This window comes from Streptomyces sp. CB02414 (genome assembly GCF_001905385.1).
GTDB lineage: Bacteria > Actinomycetota > Actinomycetes > Streptomycetales > Streptomycetaceae > Streptomyces.
Genome location: NZ_LIPF01000006.1, coordinates 190,673 through 204,336, shown reverse-complemented (window position 1 = coordinate 204,336; position 13,664 = coordinate 190,673). Strand labels below are relative to the sequence as shown.

Below are 13,664 nucleotides of genomic sequence, written 5' to 3'. Positions count from 1 at the left end.
AGCCCGAACGGGGAGGGGGCGTGCCGGCCGCCATACGGTCGCGCCAGCTCTGCTTCAGGCAGAGTTGGTTCGATCAGGTGCCGCGTTCATCGTACAGGGACGAAGACGGGCGCAACCTGTGAAAGCGCGCACCCCCGCCCGTCCCTCGCCCGTCCCTCGCCCGTCCCTCGACCGTCCCTCGTCCGCTCACCGAGGGCTGCCGCCCGTGCCCAGCCAGCCGGCCAGCTTGCCGCCGTGGCCGACCGCGCGCAGCCGCGCCTCGGCGGCGTCCCGGACCGGGTCGGTGGCGACCACGAGGAGTTCGTCCCCGCGCCGCAGCCCCGTCGTCGGCAGCGGGACGAACGACTTGCCGTCGCGGACGACCAGGGTGACCGCGGACCCGGCGGGCAGCCGCAGCTCGCTGACCTCCACGCCGTGCATCCGCGAACCCTCGGGGATCGTGACGGACAGCAGGTGTCCGCGCAGCCGCTCCAGGGGCGCCGACTCGATGCCCAGGTCGGCGGCCTCGTCCCCCTTGCCCAGGCGCAGCTTGCGGGCCAGCCAGGGCAGCGTCGGACCCTGGACCAGGGTGTAGACGACGACCAGGACGAAGACGATGTTGAAGATCCGGCGGCTGCCGTCGACGCCCTCCACCATGGGGATGGTCGCCAGGATGATGGGCACGGCGCCGCGCAGCCCGGCCCAGGACATCAGGGTCTTCTCCTGCCACGGCACCCGGAACGGCAGCAGGCACAGCACGACGCTCAGCGGACGCGCCACCATGGTCAGCACCAGCCCGATGATCAGGGCGGGCAGGATGTCGTCGCCCAGCTCGTGCGGGGTGACCAGCAGGCCGAGCAGCACGAACATGCCGATCTGGGCGAGCCAGCCCAGCCCGTCGGCGAAGCCGCGGGTGGCGGGCCAGTGCGGCAGCCGGGCGTTGCCCATGACCATCGACGCGAGGTAGACGGCCAGGAAGCCGCTGCCGTGGGCCATGGCGCCGGCCGCGTAGGCGGTGACGGCGATCGACATCACGGCGATCGGGTAGAGGCCGGAGGCGGGCAGCGCCACGTGCCTCAGCCCCAGGGACCCGAGCCAGCCGACCGCGAGTCCGACGGCGGCCCCGATGGCCAGCTCCAGGGCGATCTCGCCCAGCAGCACGTACCAGTGCTCGATCGGGCCGGCCGTGGAGAAGGCGACGACCAGGATGACCACGGGGGCGTCGTTGAAGCCGGACTCGGCTTCCAGGGTGCCCGTTATCCGCGCGGGCAGCGGAATTCTGCGCAGCACCGAGAACACGGCCGCCGCGTCCGTGGAGGACACCACCGCTCCGACGATCAGCGCCTGCCGCCACTCCAGCCCGGTCAGGTAGTGCGCGCCCGCCGCGGTCACACCTACGCTCACCCCGACGCCGACCAGGGAGAGGACGGCGGCCGACGGCAGGACCGGTTTGACCTCCGTCCACTTCGTGCCGAGACCGCCCTCGGCCAGGATCACGACCAGGGCCGCGTATCCGATGACCTGGGTCAGTTCGGCGTTGTCGAAGTGGATGTCGCCGATGCCGTCCTGGCCCATGGCGACGCCGATCGCCAGGTAGACGAGCAGGCTGGGGAGCCCGCTGCGCGAGGAGATCCGGACCGCCGCGACGGCGATGAGCAGGACGAGCGAGCAGACGAGCAGGAGCTGGTTGAGGTGGTGGACAGTCAGCGGCCGTTCCCTTCCCTGACGCACAGCACGGATCGCACGGAGACCTGGGGACCCCACGGGGCGTGTACCGAGACGTACACGAAACCGCAGTGCTCTGCGGACAACTACTTCGTTACCTTACCTAACTCTTGACGAGTTCTTGACGTTCACCTTGGCAGGATCGAACGTCCGTGCGCGCCAGTACCCGACTCCGAGTCAAGGGGGAGCCGGGCCTGCGCCTACAGTTGCTCCAGCGCTCGGTCGCTCAGTACGAAGCACAGCCCGCCCCTGCCGCTCGTGTTAGGACAGCAAGGACAGCGATGCCCCCCACCACCACCGCCTCCACGGGTCAGCAGCCCGGCACGTCCGGCAGGAAGAAGGGGAAGAAGGGGCGCAAAGGCCGCCTGATCGTCCTCGTGCTGGTCCTGGCCGTCATCGGCGGCCTCGTGTACGGCGGGTACTGGTCCGTCAGCACGGTCCGCGCGTCCTTCCCGCAGACCACGGGCTCGATCACGCTCAAGGGCCTGTCCGGCCCGGTCGACGTCAAGCGTGACGGTTACGGCATCCCGCAGATCTACGCGTCCTCCGAGGAGGACCTGTTCATGGCGCAGGGCTACGTCCAGGCGCAGGACAGGTTCTACGAGATGGACGTGCGCCGTCACATGACCGCCGGGCGCCTGTCCGAGATGTTCGGCAAGAGCCAGGTGGACAACGACGAGTTCCTGCGCACGCTGGGCTGGCACCGGGTGGCGAAGAAGGAGTACGACGAGAAGCTGTCGGACTCCACCAAGAAGTACCTCCAGGCCTACTCCAAGGGCGTCAACGCCTACCTGGACGGCAAGGACGGCGAGGAGATCTCCCTGGAGTACGCCGCCCTCGGCTTCACCAACGACTACAAGCCCCAGGAGTGGACCCCGGTCGACTCGGTGGCCTGGCTGAAGGCGATGGCCTGGGACCTGCGCGGCAACATGCAGGACGAGGTCGACCGCGCCCTGATGACCAGCCGCCTGGGCCCCAAGCAGATCGCCGACCTGTACCCGGAGTACCCCTACGACCGGAACAAGGCGATCGTCCAGGAGGGCCAGTACGACGAGCTCTCCGAGACGTTCGAGGGCGGCGGCACGTCCGGCGACGAAGGCACGGGCGCAGGCACCGGAAGTGGCACCGGCACGGGTGCGGGGACGGGCACCGGCGTAGGAACGGGTACCGGCAACGCCCTCCAGAGCCAGCTCTCCGGCCTCCAGGACGTCCTGGACGACCTGCCCACCGCCGTCGGCGTGAACGGCAACGGCATCGGCTCGAACTCCTGGGTCGTCTCCGGCAAGCACACCATCACCGGCAAGCCCCTGCTGGCCAACGACCCGCACCTGTCGCCGTCGCTGCCGTCCGTCTGGTACCAGATGGGCCTGCACTGCCGCACCGTCTCCGACAAGTGCCGCTACGACGTCGCCGGTTATACCTTCGCCGGCATGCCCGGTGTGATCATCGGCCACAACCAGGAGATCGCCTGGGGCCTGACCAACTCCGGCGTCGACGTCACCGACCTCTACCTGGAGAAGATCACCGGCGACGGCTACCAGTACGACGGCAAGGTGGTCCCCTTCGAGACCCGCGAGGAGACCATCAAGGTCGCCGGCGGCGAGTCCAAGAAGATCGTGGTCCGCGAGACCAACAACGGCCCCCTGCTCTCCGACCGCGACGACGATCTGGTGAAGGTCGGCAAGAAGGCCACCGTCGAGACCGCCGCCCCCGACCGCGGTGACGGCTACGGCGTAGCCCTGCGGTGGACGGCGCTGGAGGCGGGCACCACCATGGACGCCGTCTTCGCGATGGACCGGGCGCAGAACTGGGACGACTTCCGCGAGGCCGCCGCCCTGTTCGACGTCCCCTCGCAGAACCTGGTCTACGCCGACAGCGAGCACATCGGCTACACCCTGCCCGGCAGGATCCCGGTGCGCGCCGAGGACCACGACGGCTCGGTCCCCGCGCCCGGCTGGGACCCCGACTACCGCTGGACCGGCGAGTACATCGACGACGACGAGCTGCCGTACGAGTACGACCCGGAGCGCGGCTACATCGTGACCGCCAACCAGGCCGTCGTCGACGAGGACTACCCGTACACGCTGACCACGGACTGGGGCTACGGCACCCGCAGCCAGCGGATCACCTCCCTGATCGAGCAGAAGATCAAGGACGGCGGCAAGATCTCGACCGACGACATGCGCCAGATGCAGCTGGACAACAGCAGCGAGATCGCCAAGCTGCTCGTGCCCCAGCTGCTGAAGATCGACGTCGGGGACAAGGACGTACGCGAGGCGCAGAAGCTGCTGGAGGGCTGGGACTACACCCAGGACGCCGACTCGGCGGCCGCCGCCTACTTCAACGCCGTGTGGCGCAACATCCTCAAGCTCGCCTTCGGTAACAAGCTGCCCAAGGAGCTGCGCGTCGAGGGCCAGTGCCTGTGGGTCGACCCGGTCAACACCACGGGCCCGGCGGACGAGACCAACAAGGTCCGCGAGTGCGGTCAGCGCGATGCCGACCAGGCGCAGCCGGACGGCGGCGACCGCTGGTTCGAGGTCGTGCGGCAGCTGATGGACAAGCCGAAGAGCGACTGGTGGACGACGCCCGCCAACGGCACCCGCAAGGGCGCCGACCACAACCGCGACGACCTGTTCAAGCGCGCCATGGTCGACGCCCGCTGGGAGCTGACCGCCAAGCTCGGCAAGGACATCGACACCTGGAACTGGGGCCGGCTGCACCGCCTGTTCCTGAAGAACCAGACCCTGGGCACCGAGGGCCCCGGCTTCCTGAAGTACGCCCTCAACCGCGGCCCGTGGAAGCTCAGCGGCGGCGAGGCCGCGGTCAACGCCGCCGGCTGGAACGCGGCGGGCGGCTACGGGGTGGTGTGGGTGCCGTCCATGCGGATGGTGGTCAACCTCGGCGACCTCGACAAGTCGCGCTGGATCAACCTGACCGGCGCCTCCGGCCACGCCTACAGCGCGCACTACACCGACCAGACGGACAAGTGGGCCGACGGCGAGCTGCTGCCGTGGGCCTTCACCGAGAAGGCGGTCGAGGAGAGCACGAGCGACACGCTGGTGCTCGAGCCGTAGCCCACCGGTTGACGTGAACGGCCGCCACGCGCGCGTGGCGGCCGTTCACGTGTCCGCACCCGCGGTCGACCGCACGCGCGGTCAGCGGAAGCGGCGCACCCCCGCCGGCGTCACCACCGCGTCCACCGGCCGGTCGTGCGGTTCCTCGGGGAGGTGCTGCCGCGCGACCTCCGCGTCGTACAGCAGCACCAGCAGTGCGGGACGCGCGCCCGCCCGTTCCAGGCGTGCCAGGACCCGGTCGTACGACCCGCCGCCGCGTCCCAGCCGCATGCCGCGCCCGTCGACCGCCAGCCCCGGCAGCAGCACCACGTCCGCCTCCGTGACGGCGTCCGGCCCCAGGCGCTCACCGGCGGGCTCGGACAGGGTCATCCGCCCACCGTGCCGCACGCGCGTGAGAGATCCCTCACCGGTGTACTCGCCCCAGTCCAGGTCGTTGTCGGGGAGCAGGGCGGGCAGTAGGACGCGCGCGCCCCGCGCGCGCAGCGCGTCCAGCAGCGCGAGGGTCCCCGGCTCGGCGCCCACCGAGACGTACGCCGCGACGGCGCGCGCCCGCGCGACCTCCGGCATCGCGAGCGCCTGCCCGGCCAGGGCGTCCGCCGCTTCCCGCACGTCGTCCGCCGTCAGCGCGTCCCGTGCCGCGAGGAAGCCCCGCCGCAGGCTCCGCTTGCCGGGCTCGGCCGGGGGCGCGTGGTGACTCATGGACCGCTCCTGTAACGTCTAGGATGCTCATATGAGCATCCGGTATCCGGAGTGACAGATTCTCCCCATAGGTACCGGATATGGTGGCGCGCATGACTCAGTCCCACCCCAGGATCAGCAAGGCTGTCATCCCAGCCGCCGGACTCGGCACCCGGTTCCTGCCGGCCACCAAAGCCACTCCCAAGGAGATGCTGCCGGTCGTCGACAAGCCGGCGATCCAGTACGTGGTCGAGGAGGCCGTGTCCGCCGGCCTCGGTGACGTCCTCATGGTCACGGGCCGCAACAAGCGCCCCCTGGAGGACCACTTCGACCGCAACTACGAGCTCGAGTCCGCCCTCCAGAAGAAGGGCGACGCGAGCCGGCTGGCGAAGGTCCAGGAATCCAGCGACCTCGCCATGATCCACTACGTCCGCCAGGGCGACCCCAAGGGTCTCGGCCACGCCGTGCTGTGCGCCGCGCCGCACGTCGGCGACGAGCCCTTCGCGGTCCTGCTCGGCGACGACCTGATCGACCCGCGCGACCCCCTGCTCCAGCGCATGATCGACGTCCAGGAGCAGCACGGCGGCAGCGTCATCGCCCTCATGGAGGTCGCCCCCGAGCAGATCCACCTCTACGGCTGCGCGGCCGTAGAGGCCACCGGGGACGACGACGTCGTCAAGGTGAGCGGACTGGTCGAGAAGCCCGACCCGGCCGACGCCCCCTCCAACTACGCCATCATCGGCCGTTACGTCCTCGACCCGCACGTCTTCGACATACTCCGCAAGACCGAGCCCGGCCGCGGCGGCGAGATCCAGCTGACCGACGCCCTCCAGCAGCTCGCCGAGGACGAGAAGGTCGGCGGTCCGGTCCACGGCGTCGTCTTCAAGGGCCGCCGCTATGACACCGGCGACCGCGGCGACTATCTGCGTGCCATTGTCCGACTCGCGTGCGAACGTGAAGACCTGGGCCCGGACTTCCGGACCTGGCTTCGCAGTTACGTAGCCGAGGAGATGTAAGGACGTTGAGCAGCGCCGCGCACCGTGACACCGGCCACGACCACGCCACCGCGGACTTCGGTCCGGACCGGCTGTGGTCGGTGCAGGACCACCTGGACGACATCCTCGCGACCGTCCGGCCCCTGGAGCCCATCGAGCTGAACCTGCTCGACGCCCAGGGCTGCGTCCTGGTCGACGACATCACGGTGCCGCTCTCCCTGCCGCCGTTCGACAACAGCTCCATGGACGGTTACGCGGTGCGGGTCGCCGACGTCGCGGGCGCGAGCGAGGAGTTCCCCGCCGTCCTGGAGGTCGTCGGGGACGTCGCCGCCGGCCAGGCCGACCCGCCGGCCGTGGGCCCCGGCCGGGCCGCCCGCATCATGACCGGCGCCCCGCTCCCGCCCGGCGCCGAGACGGTCGTCCCCGTCGAGTGGACCGACGGGGGGCTCGGCGAAGGCGCGGTGGCCGGGATGCGCGCCCGCAGCCTGTCCCCGGAGGGCGCCGAGGGCCAGGTGCACGTGTACCGCCCGGCCGCGGAGCGCGCGCACGTCAGGGCCAAGGGCAGCGACGTCGCCGCCGGTGACCGCGCCCTGGAGGCCGGCACGGTCCTCGGCCCGCCGCAGATCGCCCTGCTCGCCGCGATCGGCCGCGGCAGGGTCCGGGTACGCCCGCGCCCGCGCGTGGTGGTGCTCTCCACCGGCAGCGAACTCGTCCAGCCCGACGAGGAACTGGCGCCCGGTCAGATCTACGACTCCAACAGCTTCGCCCTCACCGCCGCCGCCCGCGACGCCGGCGCCATCGCCTACCGCGTGGGCGCCGTCGCCGACGACGCGGAGACCCTGCGGTCCACCATCGAGGACCAGTTGGTGCGCGCCGACCTCATGGTCACCACCGGTGGCGTGAGCGTCGGGGCGTACGACGTCGTCAAGGAGGCGCTGGCGCACGTCGCCGACGAGGACGAGCCGGGCAGCGGCGTGGACTTCCGCAAGCTCGCCATGCAGCCCGGCAAGCCCCAGGGCTTCGGCTCCATCGGCCCCGACCACACCCCGCTGCTCGCCCTGCCGGGTAACCCGGTGTCGTCGTACGTCTCCTTCGAGCTGTTCGTCCGCCCCGCGATCCGCACCCTCATGGGGCTCGCCGACCTCCACCGCCCGACGGTGACCGCGTCCCTGGCCGCGGACAAGACGCTGACCTCGCCGAAGGGCCGACGCCAGTTCCTGCGCGCCACGTACGCCGACGGCGGCGTCACCCCGGTGGGCGGGTCGGGCTCCCATCTCGTGGCCGCCCTCGCGCACGCCGACGCGCTGATCGTCGTCCCCGAGGACACCGAGTCGGTCGAGCCCGGCGCCGAGGTCGACGTGGTCCTGCTCGGCTGACCACCCCTCGTTGGCGGTACCGTGTCGCGCACAGCAGGCCCGCGCGCCGCACCGCGCCGGGCCCGGACCGGGAGCGCCACACGAGCATGAGTACGCAGGACCGACCCCCGCACGAAGGCCAGGCAGCCCACGGCGGCCAGGCAGCGCAGGCCCCGCAGGACCGGCTGACGCACATCGACGAGGCGGGCGCCGCCCGCATGGTCGACGTGTCCGCCAAGGACGTGACCGCCCGCACCGCCCGCGCCAGCGGCCGTGTCCTCGTCGCCCCCCGCGTGGTCGAGCTGCTGCGCGGCGAGGGAGTCCCCAAGGGCGACGCCCTCGCCACCGCACGCATCGCGGGCATCATGGGCGCCAAACGCACCCCGGACCTGATCCCGCTGTGCCACCCGCTGTCGGTCTCCGGTGTGAAACTGGACCTGTCGGTCGCGGACGACGCCGTGGAGATCACCGCCACGGTGAGGACGACCGACCGCACGGGCGTCGAGATGGAGGCGCTCACCGCGGTCTCCGTCGCCGCGCTCACCGTGGTCGACATGGTGAAGGCGGTCGACAAGGGAGCGGTCATCACGGACGTACGGGTGGAGGAGAAGACGGGCGGCAAGTCGGGCGACTGGAGCCGGTCATGACGCCGGACGGACCGGCCGGCGGCACCCTCCCGGCCCCGTACCGAGCCCTGGTCGTCACGGCCTCGAACCGGGCCGCCGCCGGGGTCTACGAGGACAAGGGCGGCCCGCTGATCGCCGAGGGCCTGCGCCGCTTCGGCTTCGCCGTGGACGGCCCGCAGGTCGTCCCCGACGGCGACCCGGTGGAGGCGGCCCTGCGCGCGGGCGCCGAGGCGGGCTACGACGTGGTCGTCACGACCGGCGGCACCGGGATCTCACCCACCGACCGCACCCCCGAGGCCACGCGGGCGGTGATCGACTACGAGGTGCCGGGCATCGCGGAGGCGGTCCGGGCGTACGGCCGGGACAAGGTGCCGACCGCGGTGCTCTCCCGGGGTCTGGCCGGGGTGGCGGGCCGCACGCTGATCGTCAACCTGCCGGGCTCCTCCGGAGGCGTGAAGGACGGCCTGGCCGTGCTGGAGCCGCTGCTGACCCACGCCGTGGACCAGCTCCGCGGCGGGGACCATCCCAGACCCGCCAGTGGTGGGGGTGCGAGCTGAACAGCCCATCCTGGCCCGTGGAGCTGGTGGACGGCGACATCGTCCTCAGGCCGATAAGGCTGCGCGACCAGCGGGCCTGGCGCGAGGTCAACCGGCGCAACCGCGACTGGCTGCGGCCCTGGGAGGCGACCATCCCGCCGCCCACCCCCGCCGGCCCGCTCACGCACCGGCCGACCTACCGCCAGATGGTGCGGCACCTGCGCTCCGAGGCCAACGCGGGCCGGATGATGCCGTTCGTCATCGAGTACCAGGGGCGGCTGGCCGGGCAGCTGACGGTGGCCGGCATCACCTGGGGCTCGATGTGCTCAGGGCACGTCGGCTACTGGGTGGACGAGTCGGTGGCGGGCCGGGGGGTGATGCCGACGGCCGTGGCGATGGCGGTGGACCACTGTTTCCGCACCGTCGGACTGCACCGCGTCGAGGTCTGCATTCGCCCCGAGAACGCGCCCAGCCGCCGGGTCGTGGAGAAACTCGGATTCCGGGAGGAGGGCCTGAGACCGCGTTATCTCCACATCGACGGAGCATGGCGCGACCACCTGGTCTTCGCGCTCACCGCGGAAGAGGCCCCCGAAGGCCTGCTGCGACGCTGGCACCGGTCACGGGACCGGTCCACGCGGAACACCGGGAATTGAATAAACGTTCGAAATTGATCGATCTGTGATCGTGCCTGCGACCGTACCGAAACGGGAAAATGCGCGACCGTGGCAGTGTGTTGATCGCATCGATCACAAGAAAAGTTCGAAATATCAGCCAGATCGTGCGACACACCGGCTCAATTGGCGGATGGCCCCACGCAAACCCCTCTACCGTGTGAGGCGTGAGCAGCAGCGGCCTCATCTACGCAGTCATTGTCGGGGCCTGGGCCGCCTACTTGGTGCCGATGTGGCTCCGTAGGCAGGACGAGCTGAACGAGGCCCGTCCGACGGAACGCTTCAGCACCGCCATCCGGCTGCTGTCCGGACGGGCGGGCATGGAGCGCCGGTACGCCAAGGACCTGCGGTCGCGCTCCGCCGACGAGGCCGGGCCCGACGCCGACGCCCCGGGCGCCGTCACCGACTCGGTGGACGTCCGGGCCTTCGCCGTGTCCAGAACCCGACGGCACACCCGGCCTGTGGCCGACGAACACGCACCCGGCCCCGGACGCGGGCAGGCCGCGGAAACCGGACCGTCTCCCGAAGCGGCGCGAGTCCCGCAGGCCCGCCGCGCTCCCGTCTCCCCCAGCGCCGCGGCTCGCGCCCGGCGCAGCAAGGTACTCGCGCGCCGCCGGCGTACGACCGTGGTCCTCTTCCTGGCCTTCACGCTCGGCGCGGTCGTCGCCGCCGTCGGCGGACTCGCCTTCCTGTGGGCACCCGGAGTCCCCGCGGTGCTGCTCAGCGCCTACATCGCCTACCTGCGTACGCAGGAACGCCGCCGGTTCGCCTTCCAGATGGACCGCCGCCAGGCCGAGGTCGCCGCGCAGCGGCTGCGGGACCGCGACCGCCGCCCGCGCAGGCGCACCCCCGCCGATCCCGCCGGCGCCGTCGGCGACCCCGACGCCGAGGAGCCCGACGAGGGCCCTGAGACGGAGCCCGACTCCGGCCTGTCGGCCCTCGCCGCGGACCGGCGCGCCCTGGTCGAGCAGACCGACCACGCCGAGTGGGTCGACCAGCAGCGCGAACGCCGACGGCGGCCGCAGGGCGACAGCTGGGACCCCGTGCCGGTACCCCTGCCGACCTATGTGACCGCGCCCGTCGCCCCCCGCGCCACCCCCGACGTGGACCTCGGGTCGCCGGACGCCTGGAGCTCGGCACGCTCCAGCGCCGTCGATCCCCACCGGGAGGACGCGGCGGCCGCCCCGGCACCGGACCGCCCCGCCGACCGCGCGGAGGGCCGGGCGGAGGACCGCCCGGAGGCTCCCGCCCGCAGCGGCGCCCGCCGCGCCGCCTCCGCCCGCCGCGCCCGCGAACGTGGCCGGACCCCGCTCTTCGACCAGTACGAGGACGGCGACCGCCCCCGCGCGGCCAACGAGTAGCCCCCGCCGCGGCCCGGCCCGCCCGGGTGTCCCGGAAGCGATTTTTGAGCAGGCCGGTCGGGGTGCTAAAGTTTCACTCGTTGCAAGGGCCTGTGGCGCAGTCCGGTAGCGCACCTCGTTCGCATCGAGGGGGCCAGGGGTTCAAATCCCCTCAGGTCCACGCACATTGACGAAGGTCCCGTTCGATCATCACGATCGAACGGGACCTTCGCCGTTTCCTTGGCTGCCGTTTCCTTGGCTCGCACCGCACGGGGACGGCCTGTAAGGCCGAGATAAATCCGTGACCGGACAGCGCGCAACCTTCACCGTTACCGACGGGTCACCTGTGCGCGGCGTCACAGCAGTGACGCCTGATTGTCGTCTGGGAACGGAAGAGAACATGAGAGACAGCTCCCTGCGCTCGCCGTGGAGACGCGCGGCCGTGGCCGGGGTGGCCGCCGCCGGACTCGCCACGGCCTCGCTGACCGGTGTCGCCCAAGCCGAGGAGGGCCAGGCCGCCCCCCTTCCGGTCACCATCACCGGACCGGACAAGGTGGACCTGGCGCTGGACGGGGCCGAGGACGAGCCCGGAGAGCCGCAGATCTACCTCGGCCTCACCGGCCCCGGCGAGTACGACCCGGACAGCGGCAAGGACCCTGAGCCGGTCCCCAACGACGGCTACACCGTCACCATCGACGCCACCGCCCTCAAGGGCTTCGCCGACGTCGAGCTGCCGCGGTCCTGCGAGGCGGAGGGTCTGACCGCGGTCTGCCACGAGAGCAGCCTCTACCCGGGCGACGTGTACAACCCGAGCTGGAGCGTCCGCCTCGACCTGAAGGACACCGCCGGGGCCGGCGACTTCGGGAAGATCAAGGTCACGGGCGAGGGTGCCGGCCTGGAGTTCAACGAGCACACCGTCGACGTTCTGGTCGGCGGGCCGGAGCTGCTGAAGAAGAAGCTCCCCGCCGAACCCGAGGGCTTCGCCGCCGGCGACACCTACAACGCCCCGCTCGGCTTCCGCAACGTCGGCAGCATGTCCGCCGACGGCGTCGTCCTGCGCTTCGGCGGCTCGCGCGGCCTGTCCTTCCCCGACACGTACGACAACTGCTCGTACGCGGAGGAGAACAAGGACGACCTGATCCGCTACCAGAAGGTCGCCCTGTGCACCTTCGAGGGCGAGTTCCTGCCCGGCACGTCCTACGAGCTGAGCGAGCCGGTCAAGGTGAAGACCGCCGGCTTCGCGCTCAACGACGTCTTCCACTACGGCTTCGACGCGGTCGGCGCCAAGGAGACCGGCGCACTGCGCGCCGGCGCCGCCTACCGGCAGGGCACCGGCGAGAGGCTCACCCTGAAGCCGGTCGACGGCGGCGGCAGCGGCGACTACGCGAAGTACGCCGAGATCGACCTGCCGACGCGGAACACCTTCGACCTCGACCTCACCGGCGCGCGGGTCGCGGGCGAGCAGGGGGAGACCGTCAAGGTCGACATCGCCCTGAGCAACCACGGGCCCGCCTGGATCGGCGCCCTGCGCTCCGGCGGTGAGCCGCTGAGCTTCACCGTGCAGATCCCGGAGGGCGCGAGCGTCGTCGACAGCCCCAGCCTCTGCCAGCCGGTGAACGACGCCACCCCGTCCGAGTACGTCTGCTTCGCCGACACGCCCTTCCTGGAGGACGACCGGCGCACCTACGGCTTCCAGCTGCGGATCGACGAGGTCGTCGAGGGCGCCAAGGGCGAGATCGCCCTGCCCGAGTACGAGAACCCCCGGGAGGGCGACCCGTCCAACGACGCCGGCTGGATCGTGCTGAACGGCACCGGCGACGAGGAGACCCCCGGTGACACCGGAGGCGCCACGGGCGGCACCGGCACTACCGGCGGCTCGGACACCACGGGCGGAACCGGTACGAGCGGCGGCTCGGGCGGCGCCGGTTCGGACGGCGGCACCTCCACCGGAGCCACCGGCTCCACCGGGTCCACCGGCGGCTCGGACGGCGGCGAGGCCCCCCAGGGCGACCGTGACGACGACGGCGGCCTGCTGGCCTCGACCGGCTCCACGGCCCTGTTCGCCTCGGCCGGCGCCGCGCTGGCGCTCGCGGCGGGCGGCGTGCTGTTCGCCGTCTCGCGACGGCGCCGGAGCGAAGGCGCCGCCTGAGGGCCGTCCGCGCGGCCTACGGGGCCGGAGCCTGGAGAGCCTTCGCGTAGCAGAGGCTCTCCTCGTGGAACCGGTAGTAGCCGAACTTCCCGCACGGCTCGTAGCCGCTCGACGTGTACAGGGCCACGGCCTCCGGCTGCTTGGTGCCGGTCTCCAGCACCATGCGGGCCCGGCCCGCCGCACGGGCGTCCTCCTCCAGGGCCGCCAGGATGCGGCGGGCCAGCCCGCGGCCACGCACCTGCTCGATGACGAACATCCGCTTGAGCTCGGCGTCCCCGTCGAGGTTGCCCTCGTCGTTGGCGTCCTGGCTGCGCCAGCCGCCGGAGGCGACCGGGACGTCGTTCTCGTCGTACGCGATCAGGTAGAGGCCGTTCGGCGGCGCGAAGTCCGACGCGGCCAGCTCGGTGGCGTCCCCGCCGTCGCCGTAGCGGACGTCGTACTCGGCCTGGACCTCGTCGTTGAGCTTCAGGGCGTCGGGGTGGTCGAAGGGCACCCGGCGTATGTTCATGCTACCTACCGTATATCGATGCGGGCTC

The 13,664-nt window shown here is 71.7% G+C and carries 11 protein-coding genes and 1 tRNA gene; 9 read left to right on the top strand and 3 right to left on the bottom strand.

The features are described from left to right. Window positions 1–186: 186 nt before the first annotated feature. Window positions 187–1,710: a potassium/proton antiporter gene (locus tag AMK11_RS20755; protein ID WP_383582025.1), complete on the bottom strand. Its 1,524-nt coding sequence runs from the start codon at window positions 1,708–1,710 to the stop codon at window positions 187–189. A gap of 275 nt (window positions 1,711–1,985) precedes the next feature. On the opposite strand from AMK11_RS20755, the gene AMK11_RS20750 reads away from it, so the two are divergent. Next, window positions 1,986–4,778 (top strand): penicillin acylase family protein, encoded by a 2,793-nt coding sequence (locus AMK11_RS20750; RefSeq protein ID WP_073729391.1) that lies wholly within the window; start codon window positions 1,986–1,988, stop codon window positions 4,776–4,778. A gap of 81 nt (window positions 4,779–4,859) precedes the next feature. Here the strand turns inward: AMK11_RS20750 and AMK11_RS20745 are convergent, their stop codons facing one another. Next, window positions 4,860–5,477, bottom strand: coding sequence for a 5-formyltetrahydrofolate cyclo-ligase (locus AMK11_RS20745; protein WP_073729390.1), 618 nt, complete (start codon window positions 5,475–5,477; stop codon window positions 4,860–4,862). Window positions 5,478–5,569: 92 nt separating this feature from the next. Here AMK11_RS20745 and galU point away from each other — a divergent pair, with 92 nt between their 5' ends. From galU to AMK11_RS20705, 8 genes are all read left to right on the top strand, one after another. Further along, complete coding sequence (gene galU, locus AMK11_RS20740; RefSeq protein ID WP_073729798.1) at window positions 5,570–6,472, top strand: UTP--glucose-1-phosphate uridylyltransferase GalU; 903 nt, start codon at window positions 5,570–5,572, stop codon at window positions 6,470–6,472. A gap of 5 nt (window positions 6,473–6,477) precedes the next feature. Next, window positions 6,478–7,827, top strand: coding sequence for a molybdotransferase-like divisome protein Glp (gene glp / locus AMK11_RS20735; protein WP_073729388.1), 1,350 nt, complete (start codon window positions 6,478–6,480; stop codon window positions 7,825–7,827). Window positions 7,828–7,913: 86 nt separating this feature from the next. Beyond that, a complete protein-coding gene (gene moaC / locus AMK11_RS20730) occupies window positions 7,914–8,453 on the top strand; it encodes a cyclic pyranopterin monophosphate synthase MoaC (RefSeq protein WP_073729386.1) in 540 nt (179 codons plus the stop codon). After that, on the top strand, window positions 8,450–8,989 hold the full coding sequence (locus AMK11_RS20725; RefSeq protein WP_073729384.1) for a MogA/MoaB family molybdenum cofactor biosynthesis protein: 540 nt from the start codon (window positions 8,450–8,452) through the stop codon (window positions 8,987–8,989). The genes moaC and AMK11_RS20725 overlap by 4 nt, the downstream gene beginning before the upstream one ends. 26 nt (window positions 8,990–9,015) lie before the next feature. Then, the gene (locus AMK11_RS20720; RefSeq protein ID WP_107429722.1) at window positions 9,016–9,621 is read left to right on the top strand and encodes a GNAT family N-acetyltransferase; all 606 of its coding nucleotides are present in this window, start codon (window positions 9,016–9,018) and stop codon (window positions 9,619–9,621) included. 185 nt (window positions 9,622–9,806) lie between these two features. Further along, window positions 9,807–11,000, top strand: a complete 1,194-nt coding sequence (gene sepX / locus AMK11_RS20715) for a divisome protein SepX/GlpR (protein WP_073729380.1) — start codon at window positions 9,807–9,809, stop codon at window positions 10,998–11,000. Between the two features lie 86 nt (window positions 11,001–11,086). Further along, window positions 11,087–11,160, top strand: a tRNA-Ala gene (locus AMK11_RS20710). A 219-nt stretch (window positions 11,161–11,379) separates the two neighbouring features. After that, window positions 11,380–13,128 (top strand): hypothetical protein, encoded by a 1,749-nt coding sequence (locus tag AMK11_RS20705; protein ID WP_073729378.1) that lies wholly within the window; start codon window positions 11,380–11,382, stop codon window positions 13,126–13,128. Window positions 13,129–13,144: 16 nt separating this feature from the next. Here the strand turns inward: AMK11_RS20705 and AMK11_RS20700 are convergent, their stop codons facing one another. Further along, entirely contained in the window at window positions 13,145–13,636 is a 492-nt protein-coding gene (locus AMK11_RS20700; protein ID WP_073729376.1) for a GNAT family N-acetyltransferase, read from the bottom strand. Window positions 13,637–13,664: the final 28 nt, after the last annotated feature.

What these genes read in the sequence shown, in the direction of transcription:
- AMK11_RS20705 (WP_073729378.1), top strand. Translation starts at nt 11,380, where the DNA reads ATGAGAGACAGCTCCCTGCGCTCGCCGTGGAGACGCGCGGCCGTGGCC.
- AMK11_RS20700 (WP_073729376.1), bottom strand. Translation starts at nt 13,636, where the DNA reads ATGAACATACGCCGGGTGCCCTTCGACCACCCCGACGCCCTGAAGCTC.
- moaC (WP_073729386.1), top strand. Translation starts at nt 7,914, where the DNA reads ATGAGTACGCAGGACCGACCCCCGCACGAAGGCCAGGCAGCCCACGGC.
- AMK11_RS20725 (WP_073729384.1), top strand. Translation starts at nt 8,450, where the DNA reads ATGACGCCGGACGGACCGGCCGGCGGCACCCTCCCGGCCCCGTACCGA.
- AMK11_RS20745 (WP_073729390.1), bottom strand. Translation starts at nt 5,477, where the DNA reads ATGAGTCACCACGCGCCCCCGGCCGAGCCCGGCAAGCGGAGCCTGCGG.
- galU (WP_073729798.1), top strand. Translation starts at nt 5,570, where the DNA reads ATGACTCAGTCCCACCCCAGGATCAGCAAGGCTGTCATCCCAGCCGCC.
- AMK11_RS20750 (WP_073729391.1), top strand. Translation starts at nt 1,986, where the DNA reads ATGCCCCCCACCACCACCGCCTCCACGGGTCAGCAGCCCGGCACGTCC.